Annotated in this window: 19 protein-coding genes and 1 pseudogene; 19 read left to right on the plus strand and 1 reads right to left on the minus strand. The window is 28.7% G+C overall.

Going from position 1 to position 16,577, the window contains the following annotated elements; translation table 11 throughout:
* The 7 genes from BUB01_RS23300 to BUB01_RS17710 form a co-directional block, all read left to right on the plus strand.
* Nucleotides 1-534, plus strand: a 534-nt coding sequence (locus tag BUB01_RS23300) for a hypothetical protein (RefSeq protein ID WP_159433272.1), incomplete at its 5' end; no start/stop codon positions are given.
* 62 nt (nucleotides 535-596) lie between these two features.
* Entirely contained in the window at nucleotides 597-800 is a 204-nt protein-coding gene (locus BUB01_RS17685) for a BhlA/UviB family holin-like peptide (RefSeq protein WP_072991201.1), read from the plus strand.
* 16 nt (nucleotides 801-816) lie between these two features.
* Complete coding sequence (locus BUB01_RS17690; protein WP_072991204.1) at nucleotides 817-1,881, plus strand: peptidoglycan recognition protein family protein; 1,065 nt, start codon at nucleotides 817-819, stop codon at nucleotides 1,879-1,881.
* A gap of 20 nt (nucleotides 1,882-1,901) precedes the next feature.
* Complete coding sequence (locus BUB01_RS17695) at nucleotides 1,902-2,369, plus strand: hypothetical protein (RefSeq protein WP_072991207.1); 468 nt, start codon at nucleotides 1,902-1,904, stop codon at nucleotides 2,367-2,369.
* Nucleotides 2,370-2,509: 140 nt separating this feature from the next.
* A complete protein-coding gene (locus tag BUB01_RS23530) occupies nucleotides 2,510-3,964 on the plus strand; it encodes a polymorphic toxin type 50 domain-containing protein (protein WP_072991211.1) in 1,455 nt (484 codons plus the stop codon).
* Between the two features lie 18 nt (nucleotides 3,965-3,982).
* The gene (locus tag BUB01_RS17705; RefSeq protein ID WP_072991214.1) at nucleotides 3,983-4,234 is read left to right on the plus strand and encodes a type II toxin-antitoxin system HicB family antitoxin; all 252 of its coding nucleotides are present in this window, start codon (nucleotides 3,983-3,985) and stop codon (nucleotides 4,232-4,234) included.
* 66 nt (nucleotides 4,235-4,300) lie between these two features.
* Nucleotides 4,301-4,819 carry a DUF3267 domain-containing protein gene (locus BUB01_RS17710; RefSeq protein WP_072991218.1) on the plus strand — a complete coding sequence of 173 codons (519 nt, stop codon included), beginning with the start codon at nucleotides 4,301-4,303 and terminating at the stop codon, nucleotides 4,817-4,819.
* 347 nt (nucleotides 4,820-5,166) lie between these two features.
* Here the strand turns inward: BUB01_RS17710 and BUB01_RS22975 are convergent, their stop codons facing one another.
* On the minus strand, nucleotides 5,167-5,613 hold the full coding sequence (locus BUB01_RS22975; RefSeq protein WP_341423288.1) for a helix-turn-helix domain-containing protein: 447 nt from the start codon (nucleotides 5,611-5,613) through the stop codon (nucleotides 5,167-5,169).
* A gap of 35 nt (nucleotides 5,614-5,648) precedes the next feature.
* On the opposite strand from BUB01_RS22975, the pseudogene BUB01_RS23855 reads away from it, so the two are divergent.
* The 12 genes and pseudogenes from BUB01_RS23855 to BUB01_RS17775 form a co-directional block, all read left to right on the plus strand.
* Nucleotides 5,649-5,771 (plus strand): annotated as a pseudogene (locus tag BUB01_RS23855) (ATP-binding protein); the annotation flags it as partial.
* Nucleotides 5,751-6,122 carry a magnesium chelatase subunit ChlI family protein gene (locus tag BUB01_RS17720; RefSeq protein WP_072991224.1) on the plus strand — a complete coding sequence of 124 codons (372 nt, stop codon included), beginning with the start codon at nucleotides 5,751-5,753 and terminating at the stop codon, nucleotides 6,120-6,122. The pseudogene BUB01_RS23855 and the gene BUB01_RS17720, both read left to right, overlap by 21 nt.
* Before the next feature lies 1 nt (nucleotide 6,123).
* The gene (gene dprA / locus BUB01_RS17725; protein ID WP_084108981.1) at nucleotides 6,124-7,185 is read left to right on the plus strand and encodes a DNA-processing protein DprA; all 1,062 of its coding nucleotides are present in this window, start codon (nucleotides 6,124-6,126) and stop codon (nucleotides 7,183-7,185) included.
* Nucleotides 7,186-7,274: 89 nt separating this feature from the next.
* On the plus strand, nucleotides 7,275-9,371 hold the full coding sequence (topA, locus tag BUB01_RS17730) for a type I DNA topoisomerase (RefSeq protein ID WP_072991227.1): 2,097 nt from the start codon (nucleotides 7,275-7,277) through the stop codon (nucleotides 9,369-9,371).
* A 162-nt stretch (nucleotides 9,372-9,533) separates the two neighbouring features.
* A complete protein-coding gene (codY, locus tag BUB01_RS17735) occupies nucleotides 9,534-10,304 on the plus strand; it encodes a GTP-sensing pleiotropic transcriptional regulator CodY (protein WP_072991230.1) in 771 nt (256 codons plus the stop codon).
* Nucleotides 10,305-10,652: 348 nt separating this feature from the next.
* Nucleotides 10,653-11,354 carry a 30S ribosomal protein S2 gene (gene rpsB / locus BUB01_RS17745; protein WP_072991237.1) on the plus strand — a complete coding sequence of 234 codons (702 nt, stop codon included), beginning with the start codon at nucleotides 10,653-10,655 and terminating at the stop codon, nucleotides 11,352-11,354.
* 74 nt (nucleotides 11,355-11,428) lie between these two features.
* The gene (gene tsf, locus BUB01_RS17750; RefSeq protein WP_072991240.1) at nucleotides 11,429-12,349 is read left to right on the plus strand and encodes a translation elongation factor Ts; all 921 of its coding nucleotides are present in this window, start codon (nucleotides 11,429-11,431) and stop codon (nucleotides 12,347-12,349) included.
* An 81-nt stretch (nucleotides 12,350-12,430) separates the two neighbouring features.
* A complete protein-coding gene (gene pyrH, locus BUB01_RS17755) occupies nucleotides 12,431-13,144 on the plus strand; it encodes a UMP kinase (RefSeq protein ID WP_072991243.1) in 714 nt (237 codons plus the stop codon).
* An 11-nt stretch (nucleotides 13,145-13,155) separates the two neighbouring features.
* On the plus strand, nucleotides 13,156-13,713 hold the full coding sequence (gene frr, locus BUB01_RS17760) for a ribosome recycling factor (RefSeq protein ID WP_072991246.1): 558 nt from the start codon (nucleotides 13,156-13,158) through the stop codon (nucleotides 13,711-13,713).
* A 56-nt stretch (nucleotides 13,714-13,769) separates the two neighbouring features.
* Nucleotides 13,770-14,537, plus strand: a complete 768-nt coding sequence (locus tag BUB01_RS17765; RefSeq protein ID WP_072991249.1) for an isoprenyl transferase — start codon at nucleotides 13,770-13,772, stop codon at nucleotides 14,535-14,537.
* 10 nt (nucleotides 14,538-14,547) lie between these two features.
* Nucleotides 14,548-15,342, plus strand: coding sequence for a phosphatidate cytidylyltransferase (locus BUB01_RS17770; RefSeq protein ID WP_072991252.1), 795 nt, complete (start codon nucleotides 14,548-14,550; stop codon nucleotides 15,340-15,342).
* A 277-nt stretch (nucleotides 15,343-15,619) separates the two neighbouring features.
* The gene (locus tag BUB01_RS17775; RefSeq protein WP_159433273.1) at nucleotides 15,620-16,573 is read left to right on the plus strand and encodes an AI-2E family transporter; all 954 of its coding nucleotides are present in this window, start codon (nucleotides 15,620-15,622) and stop codon (nucleotides 16,571-16,573) included.
* The last annotated feature ends 4 nt before the right edge of the window (nucleotides 16,574-16,577 follow it).

Here is a 16,577-nt window from a genome sequence, read left to right on the forward strand (position 1 = left end):
GAAAACTACTACAAAGATCGTATTATAGCATCAGTAATTCATAACTATAGTGATAATGTATGCCAACAAATAGATAATGTTGGAAATGGAGCAATATTAAAGCTTAAAAATGCATGGAATCCTATTAGAAGAGATGATAAAAATTCAGATTTCGTAGGAACTGGTAATTTTATAGAATGTTGGTACAATGATTCTTCTGAAAAATTACCAGATGGAGAACCTAAAACTAAAATTGCGTGGCTAGTAGAACCTTCAGGACAGTTTGCTATAGGAAATCCTAAAACAGAATTTGGTATACAAGTAGCTTCAGTAGAAGATAGAAATAAATTATTTACTGTTAAAAATATTAATAATAGAGTTTTATCAGTTTACAAAGACCATGTAGAATTGCCAGCAGTTACATTTGAACCAATAGCAGATGAAACTGCATTGTCATTGCCTAATTTCAGTATGTTTGTTAGAAGTGTAGCACCTACCAAGTTTTGGTTTAAAGATGGGACAGGTAATATAAGAGAAGTATTATTAGGAGACTAAGAACTTTCAATATAAGAAAGTTCTTTTTTTATATAAAAAAATCAGAAAAAGGCAGGTGTAACATGGATGAATTATTAAGAGCAGCAGTAAATCAAGGACTAGGTTATGGACTTTTTGTTTTTCTACTCCTGTATGTCCTAAAAACAACAGGTGAAAGAGAAAAAAGGTATCAGGATTTATTAGATAAACTGAGTGAGAATTTCAATATAGTTGAAAATGTTCAAAGTGATGTTAAAGAAATAAAAAATCATATATTTAAAAAATAAAAGGGAGATGGGAGTTTTGAAAAAACAATTTAAAATCTTATCATTATTGGTAGCTATATTAGCTACCTTTTCTTTTTCTTCAATTATGGTACAGGCTGTACCTATTAACAAACAATTCATAAATAATAATAGAAGTTACAGAGTTTTAGAACCAAAGGGAATTATAATCCATGACACTGCAAATAGTGGAGCAACAGCACAAAATAACAGGGATTATTTTAATAGAGTATATGTAGGAGCTTCAGCACACTATTTTGTAGATTGGAATGGAGTAATACAAACTATTCCAAGTAATGAGCAGGCATGGCACGCTGGAGGTTATGCAAATAGAAATTATCTTAGTATAGAAATGTGTAATCCTAAGAGTGGAAATATGGAACAGTTTAATCAAGTGTATAAAAATACAGTTGAATTAGCAGCAAGCATTTGCAAAGAACATGGATGGAATTCAGCTAATAATATATTTAGTCATAAATATATAAGTGATACTTATAGACAGACAGACCATCAGGACCCATATTCTTTTCTAATTCAATACGGTAAGTCTTGGAATACTTTATGTCAAGATATTCAGAATGCTATTAATGGACAAAGTATAAATATAACTAGTCCTAAAGAAGAAAGTAAGCAAGTTAACACAGAACCTACAACAGGATTCACTTATGCTAATAATGCAAAAGTAGAAGGGGACGACCTTTATATCAGAGATTCTGCTGGAAATAGAATAGCTGGTAGATGGGTAAGTGATGGAGATAACATTACAGTTCTAGATATAAGCTATAGTAAACAACTAGTTCTTGTAGAATATCCAACATCTACAGGTGTTAGGCAGGGTTATGTAAAGAATGTACCTAGTCTAATTAAGTATTATTATCAAGGTCAATATTCTAATGGTAGCACTAGAGAACCTTCTTATATATGTAGTAATTTAAATTCAAGATTTGGTTCATTAGATAGTTGGGAGAGTGTGACACCTTTATATCGTAAAGATGGTAAGCTATGTGTTGTGTATAGTACAAGCAAAGGTACAAACACAAAGAATGGTTTTGTAAAATATAACGATCACTTTAATAAATTTTAATTAGAAAGAAGGAGTATATTATGGAAGAACAACTTTTAAATCAAATTGTACCAATTTTAATAACTACTATAGTAGGTATTATAGCAACTGTAATCAAAATTGTAGGGGATGCTGTAATAGAATTAATTAAAACTAAAAAAGAAGAAACAACTCAAAAAATTATACAAGGTAATCATGAAGCACAAGTCAAAACAGCTTTAGAGGTATGGAATATAGTAGAAGAGCATTTCAGAATAAATGAGGTTATAGGAGATACTATTCAACTTAAGATTACTATGTTTAATAATTTACTATTAAAGAAAGTACCAGGACTTACACAAGAGCAACTAGACTATTTAAGACAAACTATAGCAGGAGAATTTAACAAAGGTAAACAAGCTCTTGCAGAAGATAAAGCTAAACAACAAGCACAAATAAATACTCAACTACAGGCAGAAAACGAACAATTAAAAAGTAAATTAGCTACAATTCAAAATACTGTAGCTTAAATTTAAAGCCACAAGGTTAGGGAGAAATTCTTAGCTTTGTGGCTTTTTGTTTTATATAGCAATATTAAGATTATAATTACATAAATGTAAATAATATGTTAAAATAGTAAATGATTTTAATTTTAAAGGGGGAAATCAAAATGTATAATAAATTAAAACATTTTACATTTGTATTTACAATTTTCTTTTTCATTAGTCTTATAGGTACATATGCTTTACCTACACAATTTAATAATAAATACATAGGAGAGAATAAGGAAGCTCAGGCTATTGTTCCTGTATTAGCAGTTCCAGTTGTTTTGGTTGGTGGAGCTCTTGTTGTTGTTGCGATTGGTGGAGCTATTATTGTAGGTGGTACTATTGGTTCTGTAGCAGCGGATATTCAAAATAATAAAGAACATTGGAATTTGGTAAGACAAGACGCTTATAATAAGGCAACAGAACTTTGTAAGGATGTTAAGTTTATGTCAAATGTTTTATATGACCAAGCCACTCAAAAACTTTATTTAACTCAAGATGCTATTAAAATTTTAAAGGAGAAATATTTTAATACTCAAAATCATATGATGAAATTTGTATATCCTAATCAATGGCCTGCAGGTTCTCCGTGTCCTAAAGGTCAATATAAGGTTTATAACGAACATAATGAATGTATAGGTATTGTTAATTATTTTGATAGCGTTCAGTGGTTATCTAATACAACTGTTAATATTCACCAAGGATACTGGCAAGAGCATTCTACTGGTAATTGTTTTTATATTGATATTGGTGATTCTGTTCCAGCATCTAATTCCAACTTAGAAAAAGTAGTTAATTCGTTACCTTCAACTGGTTCTGTGTGTATTCCTGTAAGTGATAAATTTAAAAATTGGGCAGATAATCAAAGCATTGAGTTTTCAAAAGATACTGATATTCCATCATATAAAGCAATAGCAGATAAAGATATTCCTACTAATGTTATTAGTCTACAAGATATTAAAGATAGTATAACTAATGAAGGATGTTCACCAACAGAAGAAGCTCAAGAGAACATAAAACCAACAACTGATTCATTAACAGTGCAGAAATATATAAATGGTAGACCAGTAGTAATAAACCAATCATTACAAGATTCACATATAAAAGGGACAAAGGCATATGAAGCAGATATAGCAAAAGGTATAACCAGAAGTTTATTAACCGAAAATGCTGAGGATTTACTTGACTATTATGCAGGCACAGGTTATAAAATTAATGATTACACGGAATTAGTAGACTTTGAAGATATAATAGGTCAATATTATGATACAAGTACTAAAACTTTTGTAGACACTACTATGGGGGTTATAATATATGGTGTTAATGGGGCTCATATAGTAGCTGCAAAACCTAATACTAAGCCTAATAAAAATACAGATAGTTTCCCATCTGGGGCAGTAAGTGGAAAAGATGTTGTAGGCTTTTTGAAAAAACATGGCTTTAAAGAAGAAAGTCAAAATGGAAGTCATTTAAAATTAAAAGGAGAAAACGGAGAAATTGTTATAGTTCCTGTACATGGAAATAGAAGCTTACCGAGAGGTACATTAAATAGTATTAAAAAACAAGCCGGATTTTAATTAAAGAGTGGTGAGAAAATGAAGAAAAAATATATATTTAGTTCAATTTTTACTTACGAAAATGATGGCATTAGTATTGAATTTCCAGATTTACCAGGCTGTATTTCATGTGGATTTACAACTGATGAAGCTCTAAAAATGGCAAAAGAAGCATTAGAATTATATACTAATGGTATGAAAGAAGAAGAAATACCTAAAGCTAGACAGGAAAGTGACTTTAAAATTAATAAAGCAAATCAAAAAATATTTTCTTTTGAAGTTGAAATTTAATAAATAATATAGATAAAGTTTAAGACCCAAAAGACATGTCAATACTTCAATTAGGAGGTGTTGGACATGTCTTTTGTAATTACAAAGAAAACTCATATATTATGTCTTGTAATAGCTTGCGTAATAGTGGTTTTACAAATGGATACAGTAATAAAAATTAATGCTGATATAATTGAATTATTTCAATCGTATGTAGTTTTAAATTATTATTTAATGTTATTGATAATAGCTACTATAAATACTCTTATACATGAGTTATTGCATGGTTTAGCTTATAAGATATTTGGTGGTAAGTTTAGAATAGGATTTAAAGGTATATTTGCCTATACAAAAGAAACTACAGGAATTAGATTAACAGTTATAGAATTTACTATAGTATTATTAGCGCCAGTAACATTAATATCTGTTATATCTTTATTTATACCAATAGTAGGTGGATTAATATTTTATATTAATCTATTGGGAAGTACAGGTGATTTATTAATGGCCTTTTGGCTAATTAGGGCAGATAAAAATTCACTAATATTAGATACAGACAAAGGTTTTGATGTAATAAAAAATATTGTTGTTTTGAATAAAGTATAATCTTTAGGTTTTAAGATAGTAACTATTAATTTAGTTGTTATCTTAATTTTTTATATTTAAAAATAAAAGCATAAAAACTTCTATGTCGAATATGAGAACAAAAAGGCGAACGATTTTATGTCAAAAAAACTTTCTAAATATAATTGAATTATAAGGTTTTGCAAGGCTTTTATGATAAATTCTAAATAAAAATACGAACAAAAAAGTATTTACATAAGAACACACGTTCGATATAATAAGTGTAGAAGTAGAAAGAGAGGGAGAATAATGGTCGTTTACTGGGAATACATAAATGGAAAGAAAAAATTAATCATTGAAAAGGGAAATAGTGAGATTTCAAAAGGAGCTTAATTATAAGCTCCTTTTAATTTTGATAAAAGTAAATCTATTCTTTTTACATTAATTAATGTAGGTTTGGATTCATTATTAATCCAGTTGTGAATTGTATCAGAATGGACATTAATATAATATGAAGTTTCTTTCCAAGTTTTATGACCACAAAAAGCACGTATTTTTAACAATTTATCTTGTATAGAAGTTTCAGAGAGTGTCAATAATTGTAAGTAGTCAATATGATTTACATTTAATTTATTACAATATATATAATAGTAGTAATAGCAATTGGGAGATGGAATTCTATCCTTTTCTAAATTTTTCAATGTAGCTGATGAAATATTCATTAAAAAACTTAATTTTTTAAGAGTCAACCCTTTTTTTAGCCTTAATCTACGGAGTTTAGATCCATAAGTGTTTTTTGTACATATAATAGGTAAGAACTCCTTTTCTTTTACTATGTCAAACTTGTTTCTTTCTCGGTTGCCCTTGTGGTAACTATTTAAGCAGGATAGACAAAAGACCGTGTTCCTGTAGTGAAAGGGATAGAATAAGGTATTTATCTAAACTATCAAAAGCTGTTTTAGATAGAGTTGATATGCATATATTTGTAAGTTATGTGCCATATGAAAATTTAAAGGAAAACACAGTTAATATAGATTCTAAAATGCTTAAAGCATTAGTTTTGAATGCTAGAGAAATGCAAAATAAAAGATTTAAAAATACTAAAATAGGATATAATTCTAGAATGGAACATAATGATATATTAAATTTTGCTAAAATTAAGTCGAATTGTGACGAATTTTTAAATGCTATATATAAGAATTATGGATTAAGTACTAGAGCGCTAGATAGAATAATTAAGTTATCAAGAACAATAGCAGATATTTATGAAAGTGAATATGTTACTAAACCTCATATTATTGAAGCCTTAAATTATAGAAAAAATATAAATGGAGAGGTAATATAATATGGATAACATGGAATTTAAACTTTGGTTTGCTAATATTAATATTTCAAATAGAATAAAATTTATATTATTGGAACAATTTAAGGATGAACAGAGTATATATGAAAATAGAAAAGATATATGTAAAGTTAATAAAAAACTAGAAATGTTAATGCAGTTTAATATAGATAGTGAAATTATATATTCACAGTTAGAAGCTATTCAAAAAGAAATATATAGTTTAATCTTTTATAATGATGCTAAATACCCACAAAATATAAAGTGTATAGATGATTATCCATATGTTTTATATTATAAGGGGGATTTAGAAAAATCTAAAAACAAGAAGAATATTGCAATTGTAGGGTCTAGAAAGTGTTCAAGTTATGGTATTGAAGCAACGGAATATATAGTGTCGAATTTTGAAGGCTTAGATTTGGTATTGACGAGTGGAGGTGCTTATGGAGTAGATACCATTGTTCATAAAACTTCAATAAATAAAAATATTTATAATATAGCTATATTAGGATGTGGCATTAATATTAATTATCCAGCAAGTAATAAATTATTATATGAAAAAATAAAGGAAAATGGTTTAATAATATCAGAGTTTTCTCCACAAACAAAGCCTTATTCCTATAATTTTCCTATGAGGAATAGAATTATAAGCGGACTGAGTGATGCTGTAATAGTTGTAGAAGCATCAAGTAAAGGAGGTTCTCTAATAACTGCTAGATATGCAGCAGAACAAGGGAGAGAAGTTATAGCAGTTCCTGGCTCTATATTTTCTCCTTTAAGTTTAGGTGTCAATAAATTAATAGATGATGGGGCCAAAATTTTTACAACAATAGAAGATTTGCTTTATATACTTAAAATACCAAAAAAGCAAGAAAAAACAAAAAACATAAATAGGTCTTTAAAAGGTAACATTTTAAAGTTATTAGAAGATAAACCTATGCATATTGATGAAATTATAAGATTAATGCATATTGACACATCAGTTATATATGAGTTATTATTTGAAATGCAATTTAATAAAGAAATAATTAGTTTAACAGGTAATTATTACGCTAAAATTATTTAATATTAAAATGAGAATTTAATAGTTTGTAATAGAATGATTAACATAGTATAAAGAAGGGGGTGAAGGCTCCGAAAATCTCGGAGCTAGCAATGGGTCAAAATCTTGTAATTGTTGAATCACCAGCGAAAGCAAAAACCATTGAAAAATATTTAGGAAAGAATTATGTAGTTGAGGCATCAATGGGACATGTAAGAGACTTGCCTAAAAGTCAACTAGGTGTTGATATAGAAAACAGTTTTAATCCTAAATATATAACTATAAGAGGTAAAGGTGAACTTTTAGACAAACTTAGAAAATTAGCTAAAAAAAGTGATAAAATATATCTTGCAACAGACCCTGATAGGGAAGGGGAAGCTATTTCATGGCACTTGGCAAAGGTATTAAAAATAAATGATGGTGAAAAATGCAGAATAGAATTCAATGAAATAACTAAGGATGCTGTAAAAAATTCACTTAAAAAACCTAGAACTATAAATACAAGTTTAGTAGATGCGCAACAAGCAAGAAGAGTATTAGATAGACTTGTTGGATATGAAATAAGTCCTATTTTATGGAGAAATGTAAAATGGGGATTAAGTGCTGGTAGAGTTCAATCTGCTGCATTAAGAATAATTTGTGAAAGAGAAGAAGAGATAAAGAAATTTGAAGCAAAAGAATATTGGACTGTAGATACAAAGCTTAAGAAAGATAGAAAGAGCTTTAATGTTAAATTGGTAGCTAAAGATGGTAAAAAATTAGAAATTGAAAATGAAGCTCAAGCAAATGAAATAATAAAAGAACTTAAAGAAAATTCTTTTGTGGTAAAAAAGGTTAAAAAAGGAACAAAAGTTAAGAATCCATTACCTCCTTTTACAACCTCTACATTACAACAAGATGCTGCAAAACAACTTAATTTTATGACTAAAAGAACTATGTCTATAGCTCAACAACTTTACGAAGGTGTTGAAATCAAGGGATATGGAACTGTAGGACTTATAACTTATATGAGAACAGACTCTGTAAGAATATCAAAAGAAGCGCAAGAAAAAGCTGCAAACTTTTTAAGAGATAACTATGGTGAAGAGTATATTCCAAAAGAAGCTAGGAATTTTAAAGGCAAAAAGAATATACAGGATGCGCATGAAGCTATAAGACCTTCTTTCATTGAAATAACACCAGAAGTTGCTATGAAGAATTTGACATCAGAGCAATATAAGCTATATTCACTTATTTGGAAAAGATTTATTGCAAGTCAAATGGAAGCTTGTATATTAAATACAAATTCTATTGAAATAGAAAATGGAAAATATAAGTTAAGAGCAAGTGGATCTACAATAAAGTTTGATGGATTTATGAAAATTTATGAATATACTACTGAAGAAGAGGAAGATAGTGTAATACTTCCTGAAATACTAGAAAATGAAGAACTTCAATTAAATAGTATAGAAGGAAAACAACATTTTACTCAACCTCCAGCAAGATATACAGAAGCTTCATTTGTTAAGCTTCTTGAAGAAAAGGGCATAGGAAGACCTAGTACTTATGTTCCAACAATATCTACTTTAGTAGCTAGGAGATATGTACTTAGGGAAAAAAGAACACTTATACCAACTGACCTTGGATTTATTGTAAATACAATAGTATCTGAATATTTCAAGCAAATAGTAGATGCAGATTTTACTGCTGATATGGAAACTAAGCTTGATAAAATTGAAGAAGGTGCAGAAGAGTGGACTGAAGTAGTCAAAGAATTCTTTGAGCCATTAAAGATAGCTATAGATAAAGCTGAAAAGGAAGTATCTAAAATAGTTATTGAAGATAAGGTAAGTGATGTACCTTGTGACAAATGTGGTAAATTAATGGTCATAAAGCATGGTAGGTTTGGAGACTTTTTAGCATGTCCAGGATATCCTGAATGTCAAAATACAAAACCAATAGTTGAGGAAATAGATGTACCATGCCCTTTATGTGGTGGTAAGGTTGCTTTAAAGAGAAGTAAAAGAGGAAATAAATTTTATGGATGTTCAAATTATCCTGAATGTAATTTTGTAAGTTGGCATGAACCAGCTAAAGAAAAATGTAAGAAATGTAATTCAAATATGGTTATAAGATATTCAAAAAAGAATGGGAAATATTTAGAATGTACTAATGCAGAGTGTAAAAATAAAGAGATTATAGAAACAGAAAAAGAAAAAAATGAAGAATAATTTAATTTATATGTCGAATAAAATAAAATCTTAGTTGAAATACATCCTTGTCTATGTTACTATTAGTTTGTGCAACTATGTTTTAGAATATTTTTAAAATTACAAATATTCTAAAAATTATAATATACAAGAAGATAACATAGATAAATGAGGAGGAGCTACATGTCAACTTTATTAAGTAAAACTAGGAAGCTAAACAAGATATTACAAAAATCTGGGAGTGATCCAGTAGCATTTGAAGATATTTGTAAGTTATTAAGTGAAGTGCTTGCTTGTAATGTTTATATAGCTAGTAGAAAAGGTAAGATAATAGGATATACTTTTTCGGAAAAATTTGAATGTGATATTATGAAATGTAAGGTTGTAGAAGATAAAAGATTCCCAGAGGACTACAACAAAAAATTACTTAACATACAAGAAACTTTAGCTAACTTACCTAACAAGGGTCAATGTATATTTGAAGGCAAATGTATAATATCAGACAAAATTTCTACAATCGTTCCGATAATAGGGAATAGAGAAAGATTAGGAACTTTGCTTTTGGCAAGATTTAGCGATGAGTTTACAGATGATGATTTAGTTTTAGCTGAGTATAGTGCAACTATAGTAGGTATGGAAATGTTAAGAGCTAAACAAGATGAACTTGAAGAAGATGCTAGAAAGAAAGCAGTTGTTCAATTAGCAATAGGAACACTTTCATATTCTGAACTTGAAGCTGTAGAGCATATTTTTGATGAATTAAATGGTAATGAGGGACTTTTAGTAGCTTCAAAAATTGCAGACAAAGTTGGTATAACAAGATCTGTTATAGTAAATGCTTTAAGAAAGTTTGAAAGTGCTGGAGTTATAGAATCAAGATCTCTTGGGATGAAAGGGACTCACATAAGAATTTTAAATGAAAAGCTTGTTGATGAACTAAAAAAAATAAAATAGAAAATAAGCTGAAGGTTTAATAGAAATCTTCAGCTTGTTTTTTATTTATAGAAAATTATAAAAGTATTTATAATTATATTAATTTTTGGGGAATTATAAAAAAGGAGAATTAATAAATAAAAGACTATATGTTATAATTTTAAAAGTCACCTTTTTATTAATAAATATATATTTATTAAAAATAAAAAAATATATATATTGCCATAATTAAAAGCTTATGTTATACTATCAAAGGTAACAAATACACACATTGTCTAATTTATAGATTGGTGCCAAGAATTATTCTTGGAGAGTCTACAAAAATGAAGATAATGGAGGAATTAACCAAATTTAAGGAGGAACAAACTAATGTCAGTAATTTCAATGAAACAATTATTAGAAGCTGGTGTACACTTTGGTCACCAAACAAGAAGATGGAACCCTAAAATGGCTACTTACATCTTCACAGAAAGAAACGGAATCTATATAATAGATTTACAAAAAACAGTTAAAAAAGTTGAAGAAGCTTATGACTTCATAAAAGAAGTTTCAGCAGAAGGAAAAGATGTTCTTTTCGTTGGAACTAAGAAACAAGCTCAAGAAGCTATCCAAGAAGAAGCTGTAAGATCAAACATGCACTTCGTTAACAATAGATGGTTAGGCGGAATGCTTACAAACTTCAAGACTATAAAGACAAGAATAAAGAGATTAGAAGAACTTCAAGTTATGGAACAAGACGGAACTTTCGAAGTGTTACCTAAGAAAGAAGTTATAAAATTAAAAGGTGAACAAGAAAAATTAGAAAAGAACCTAGGTGGAATGAGAAACTTAGATTCACATAACATAGGAGCTATGTTCGTTGTAGATCCAAGAAAAGAAAAGAATGCTATAGCAGAAGCTAAAACTTTAGGAATTCCAGTAGTAGCTATCGTTGATACTAACTGTGATCCAGATGAAGTTGATTATGTAATCCCTGGTAATGATGATGCTATAAGAGCTGTTAAATTAATAACTGCAAAAATGGCTGATGCTATACTAGAAGGAAGACAAGGTGAACAATTAGCTGAATAATTTTTAAAATTGGAGGTAGGTGGAGCATGTCTCCATTTACCTTTTAACTTAACATTTAAAGGAGGATTTCTAACATGGCAAATATAACTGCTCAAATGGTTAAAGAATTAAGAGAAAGAACTGGCGCAGGAATGATGGACTGTAAAAAGGCATTATCTGAAACTAGTGGAGATATTGAAAAAGCTGTTGAAGTTTTAAGAGAAAAAGGTCTTGCAGCTGCAGCTAAAAAAGCTGGTAGAATAGCAGCAGAAGGAATAATTAAAACTTACATTTCAGAAGATAAAAAGAATGGTGGAATAGTTGAATTAAACTGTGAAACTGATTTCGTTGCAATTAATCCTGACTTCGTTGAATTTGCAGGAAAATTATCTGAATTAGCTGCAACTACAAATGTTAAAACTGTTGAAGAGTTTGTAAACGAAAAGATTGATGGAGATAAGACTGTTTCAGAAGTTTTAACTGAGCTTATAGCTAAGATCGGTGAAAACATGAACGTTAGAAGATTTGAAAAATTCTCTGTTGAAAATGGAGTAGTTGAAAGCTATATTCATGGTGGTGGAAGAATAGGTGTTATAGTAGAATTAGGTTGTGAAGCTAAAAGCGACGTTTTAGCAGAAGTTGCTAAAGATGTTTGTATGCAAGTAGCAGCAGCTAACCCATTATTCTTAACAAGAGAATTTGTTGATAACGAAGCTTTAGAAAAAGAAAAAGAAATTTACAGAGCACAAGCTTTAAATGAAGGAAAACCAGAAAAAATCGTTGATAAAATGGTTAATGGAAGAATTCAAAAATATTACAAAGAAGTATGTCTTGTAGATCAAGCTTGGGTTAAAGATGGCGATAAGTCAATAGCTAAATACCTAGAAGAAAAATCAAAAGAAGTTGGTTCTCCAATACAAATCAACAAATTTGTTAGATTTGAAAGAGGAGAAGGTATTGAAAAGAAGGAAGAAAACTTTGCTGAAGAAGTTGCAAAACAAATCGGAGCAAAATAATAACATAAGAGAACACTGTGTGTTCTCTTTTTTTAAAATAATATAGTTAGAGGATGAATATATATTTATGGAGGTGCACTTATGGGAGCATGTAAATACAAAAGAGTTATGCTTAAACTTTCAGGAGAAGCTTTAGCTGGATCTACTGGATTTGGAATAGATTTTAATGTGGCTACAAGAATTGCGGAAGAAATAAAAGAATTAGTTGATATGGGAGTAGAAGTAGGTGCTGTTGTAGGTGGAGGAAACATATGGAGAGGTAGAGAAGGCGAAGGCATGGATAGAACTACTGCAGACCATATGGGAATGCTTGCTACTTGTATTAACGCTTTAGCACTTCAAGATTCACTTGAGAATATAGGAGTACTAACAAGGGTGCAAACCGCAATAGAAATGAAAGAAGTGGCAGAGCCGTTCATAAGAAGAAGAGCTGTTAGACATCTTGAAAAAGGAAGAGTTGTAATATTTGGAGCTGGTTCAGGTAATCCATATTTCTCAACTGATACTGCAGCAGCTTTAAGAGCAGCTGAAATAGATGCAGAACTTATACTACTTGCAAAAAAAGTTGATGGAGTATATGATAAAGACCCAAATAAATATCCAGATGCTAAAAAGTTTGATAAATTAACTCATATGCAGGTTTTAGAACAAGGACTTCAAGTTATGGATTCAACAGCTACATCATTATGTATGGATAATGATATTCCAATTTTAGTTTTTGCTTTAGACGAACCTGGAAACATAAAAAGGGCTTTAATGGGTGAAGAAATAGGTACATTAGTTACTAAAAAATAAGGAGGTTTATCATGATAAAAGATATTATTAAAACTTTACAAGAAAAAATGAACAAATCAAAGGCAGTTTTAAATTCTGACCTTTCTACAATGAAGGCTGGAAGAGCTAATCCTACAATGCTTGACAGAATACAAGTTGATTATTATGGAAGCTTATGTCCGCTTGCACAAGTTGCAAACGTATCAGCTCCAGAACCAAGAATACTTATGATAACACCTTGGGAAAAATCATTATTAAAAGAAATAGAAAAAGCTATTTTAAAATCAGACTTAGGTATTAATCCATCAAATGACGGAACTGTAATAAGATTAGTAGTTCCAGAATTAACAGAAGAGACAAGAAAAAATCTTGTTAAAAATGTTAAAAAGACAGGTGAAGATACTAAGGTTGCTATGAGAGCTATAAGAAGAGATGCAAATGATAAACTTAAGGCGTTAAAGAAAGATGGCGAAATATCAGAAGATGAACTTAAGAAAGCTGAAGAAGATGTTCAGAAAATTACAGATAATTTTGTAAAAGAAGTTGACTCTATCGTAGCAGCTAAGGAAAAAGAAGTATTGGCTATTTAGTTTTAACCTGCTTTTTAGCAGGTTTTTTCTTATTCTATACCGGGGGTATTTAAATAATGTTTAAATTTTTTAAAGGTAAAAATAATAAACTAAAAACAGCTAGCATTGATATTGATTTTAATAATGTACCTAAACATATAGCTATAATTATGGATGGAAATGGAAGATGGGCTAAGGAAAGAAATCTTCCGAGAACAATGGGACATAAAGCTGGCGTTGAAACTATTAGAAGAATAATAAAAGAATGTGATAAATTAGGTGTGAAATATCTTACTTTGTATGCCTTTTCAACTGAGAACTGGAAAAGACCTAAAGATGAGGTTTCAGCACTTATGAAGCTTTTAGTTGAATATTTAAAAAAAGAATTTGATGAACTTAACAGAAGTAATGTTGTAATAAATAATATTGGAGATATATCAAAGCTTCCTTTAGAGTGCCAAAAAGAATTAAAAGCTGCTTATGAAAAAACAAAGCATAATACAGGAATAACTATGAATTTAGCGCTTAATTATGGTGGAAGAGATGAAATTTTGAATGCTGTTAATGGTATAATAAAAGATGTCAAAGATTCTAAATTAGATATAAATAAAATAGATGAAAGTGTATTTTCTAATTATTTATTTACAAAAGGAATGCCAGATCCAGATCTTATAATAAGACCTAGCGGAGAACAAAGAATTAGTAATTTTTTACTTTGGCAATGTGCTTATTCAGAATTTTGGTATTCAAACATAAATTGGCCCGATTTTAGTGAGCAGGATTTACATAAGGCAATTTATGATTTTCAAAACAGAGATAGAAGGTTTGGTGGAATAAAAAAATAGGGGGAATTTTATGAAATCTAATAGTAGATATTTAGGAGCGCTTTTAATAGCACCTTTTATAATTTTTATATTTCTTGGAGGTATATACTTAAAGGGATTTACTATAGCTATTTCAGTGCTTGGAATGTATGAGTTTTATAAAAGCGTAAAAACAAAGGATTTTAGACCTATTGAAGCTATGGGATATCTGATGCTTATTGCTTATTATATTACAAATAATGATTTTAAATTACTTTCCTATATAATTATAATAGCAACATTTTTAACTTTATGTGCACCTGTTTTAGATGTTAAATATACATTTATAGATGTATCATTAACTTTACTTGGATTTATGTATGTTGGAATATTTTTTAGCTTCATACATCTTGTAAATGTTAAAGATGGTGGTCAATATTTAGTTTGGCTGATTTTTATAGGTTCATGGCTTTGTGATACTACAGCTTATTATGCAGGAAGATTATTTGGAAAACATAAGCTTTGTCCAAAAGTAAGTCCTAAAAAAACTATAGAAGGTTCGTTAGGTGGAATGCTTGGAAGTACAGTTTTTTGTGGGATTTTTGGAATAATCATATTTAAGTATTTTAATGTCATTCCAATATATCATTACTTCATAATAGGAGCATTTTGTGGAGTGTTTTCTCAATTTGGTGATTTAGTTGCATCTTCTATAAAGAGATTTGTTGGAATTAAAGATTATAGCAATTTGATTCCTGGGCATGGTGGTATACTTGATAGGTTTGACAGTATATTATTCTCGGGAGCTGTAGTTTATTTTTATTTGACTTTAATAGTTTGTATATAAGTTTGAATATAAATGAATGTAAGTGTATTTATAAATAATTTAAATCTTAAAGTTTACCATATGAATTTACATTTATAAATTGCATATGAGTGCTTTAAAAAATATTTATAACTTTAATAATAAGAATTAAAAAATAAGAAACTGGATTATTTATTTTAGAAGTAACCTAATAATAAATAGTCGGGTTTCTTTTTTTTATATAACTTTACATTTTTATTAATAGATTATTGATTTTCATAATATAAATTATATAAAGAACTTTTTAGGAGAAAAAATATTGGAGAAAAAATATAAGTCATTAATAGCTTGTGTAGTATTGTTCATAATAATAATTTTTCTAGTAATATCAATAAAATTATATTTTAAACCATTTTTATTTATTTTATTTTTTTATTTCTTAAGTAAACCCATATATCTTATTATTAATAAAATTATAAAAAGTAAAAGAATAGCATCTGGATTAGCTATACTATTAATGAATATTATTCTTATATGTTTTATTTATTATTTAGGATCTACAATAATATTTAAGGGGTACAAGCTTTATTATAATAATACTCAAAGATTTCATGAGATATTTGATATTATAAAGAATAATGGTTTTTTAGATACCTTTAATATAGATAAAATAGGTGATGGCATTTTTAGTGGCAACATAGTTCAAAAGGGGGCTTTTTATACAGGCGAAGGAATAATATCATATTTTATAGCTAATATTTGTGTTTATTTTTTGCTTTATGATGGAAAAGAAATTTTTAAAGGTATATTGAATTTTATTCCAGAAAGTTATTATAATAGCTTTAGGGAGACTTTGAAAAATTTAAAGGGAATGTTAACTATAGAGGCTGTATTAATAATTGTAAATACATTAGAATTATTTATTGGTTTTAAAATACTTAATATTAAAGAGGCTGGGGCACTTGCGATGTTATGTGGAGTATTAGATTTATTACCTTATGTAGGAACAATTATTGTATTTATTCCCTTAATAATATACAATATTGTATTAAAGGAATACTTTGTTGTGATAGGTTTAATAAGTTTATATATTTTGGTTTTAATAATTAGAGAAATATTAGAGACTAAATTTATAGGTAATAAGCTAAACTTACATCCATTTATAGTTTTGGTTGCTATATATATAGGAATGAAGCTTTTTGGTATTGTAGGTCTTATTATAGGGCCATTATATATATTGTTAGCCAAGGAAATTTTATTTAATGGAACTTAGGAGG

Source organism: Clostridium cavendishii DSM 21758 (assembly GCF_900141845.1).
GTDB classification, from domain to species: Bacteria; Bacillota; Clostridia; order Clostridiales; family Clostridiaceae; genus Clostridium_AG; species Clostridium_AG cavendishii.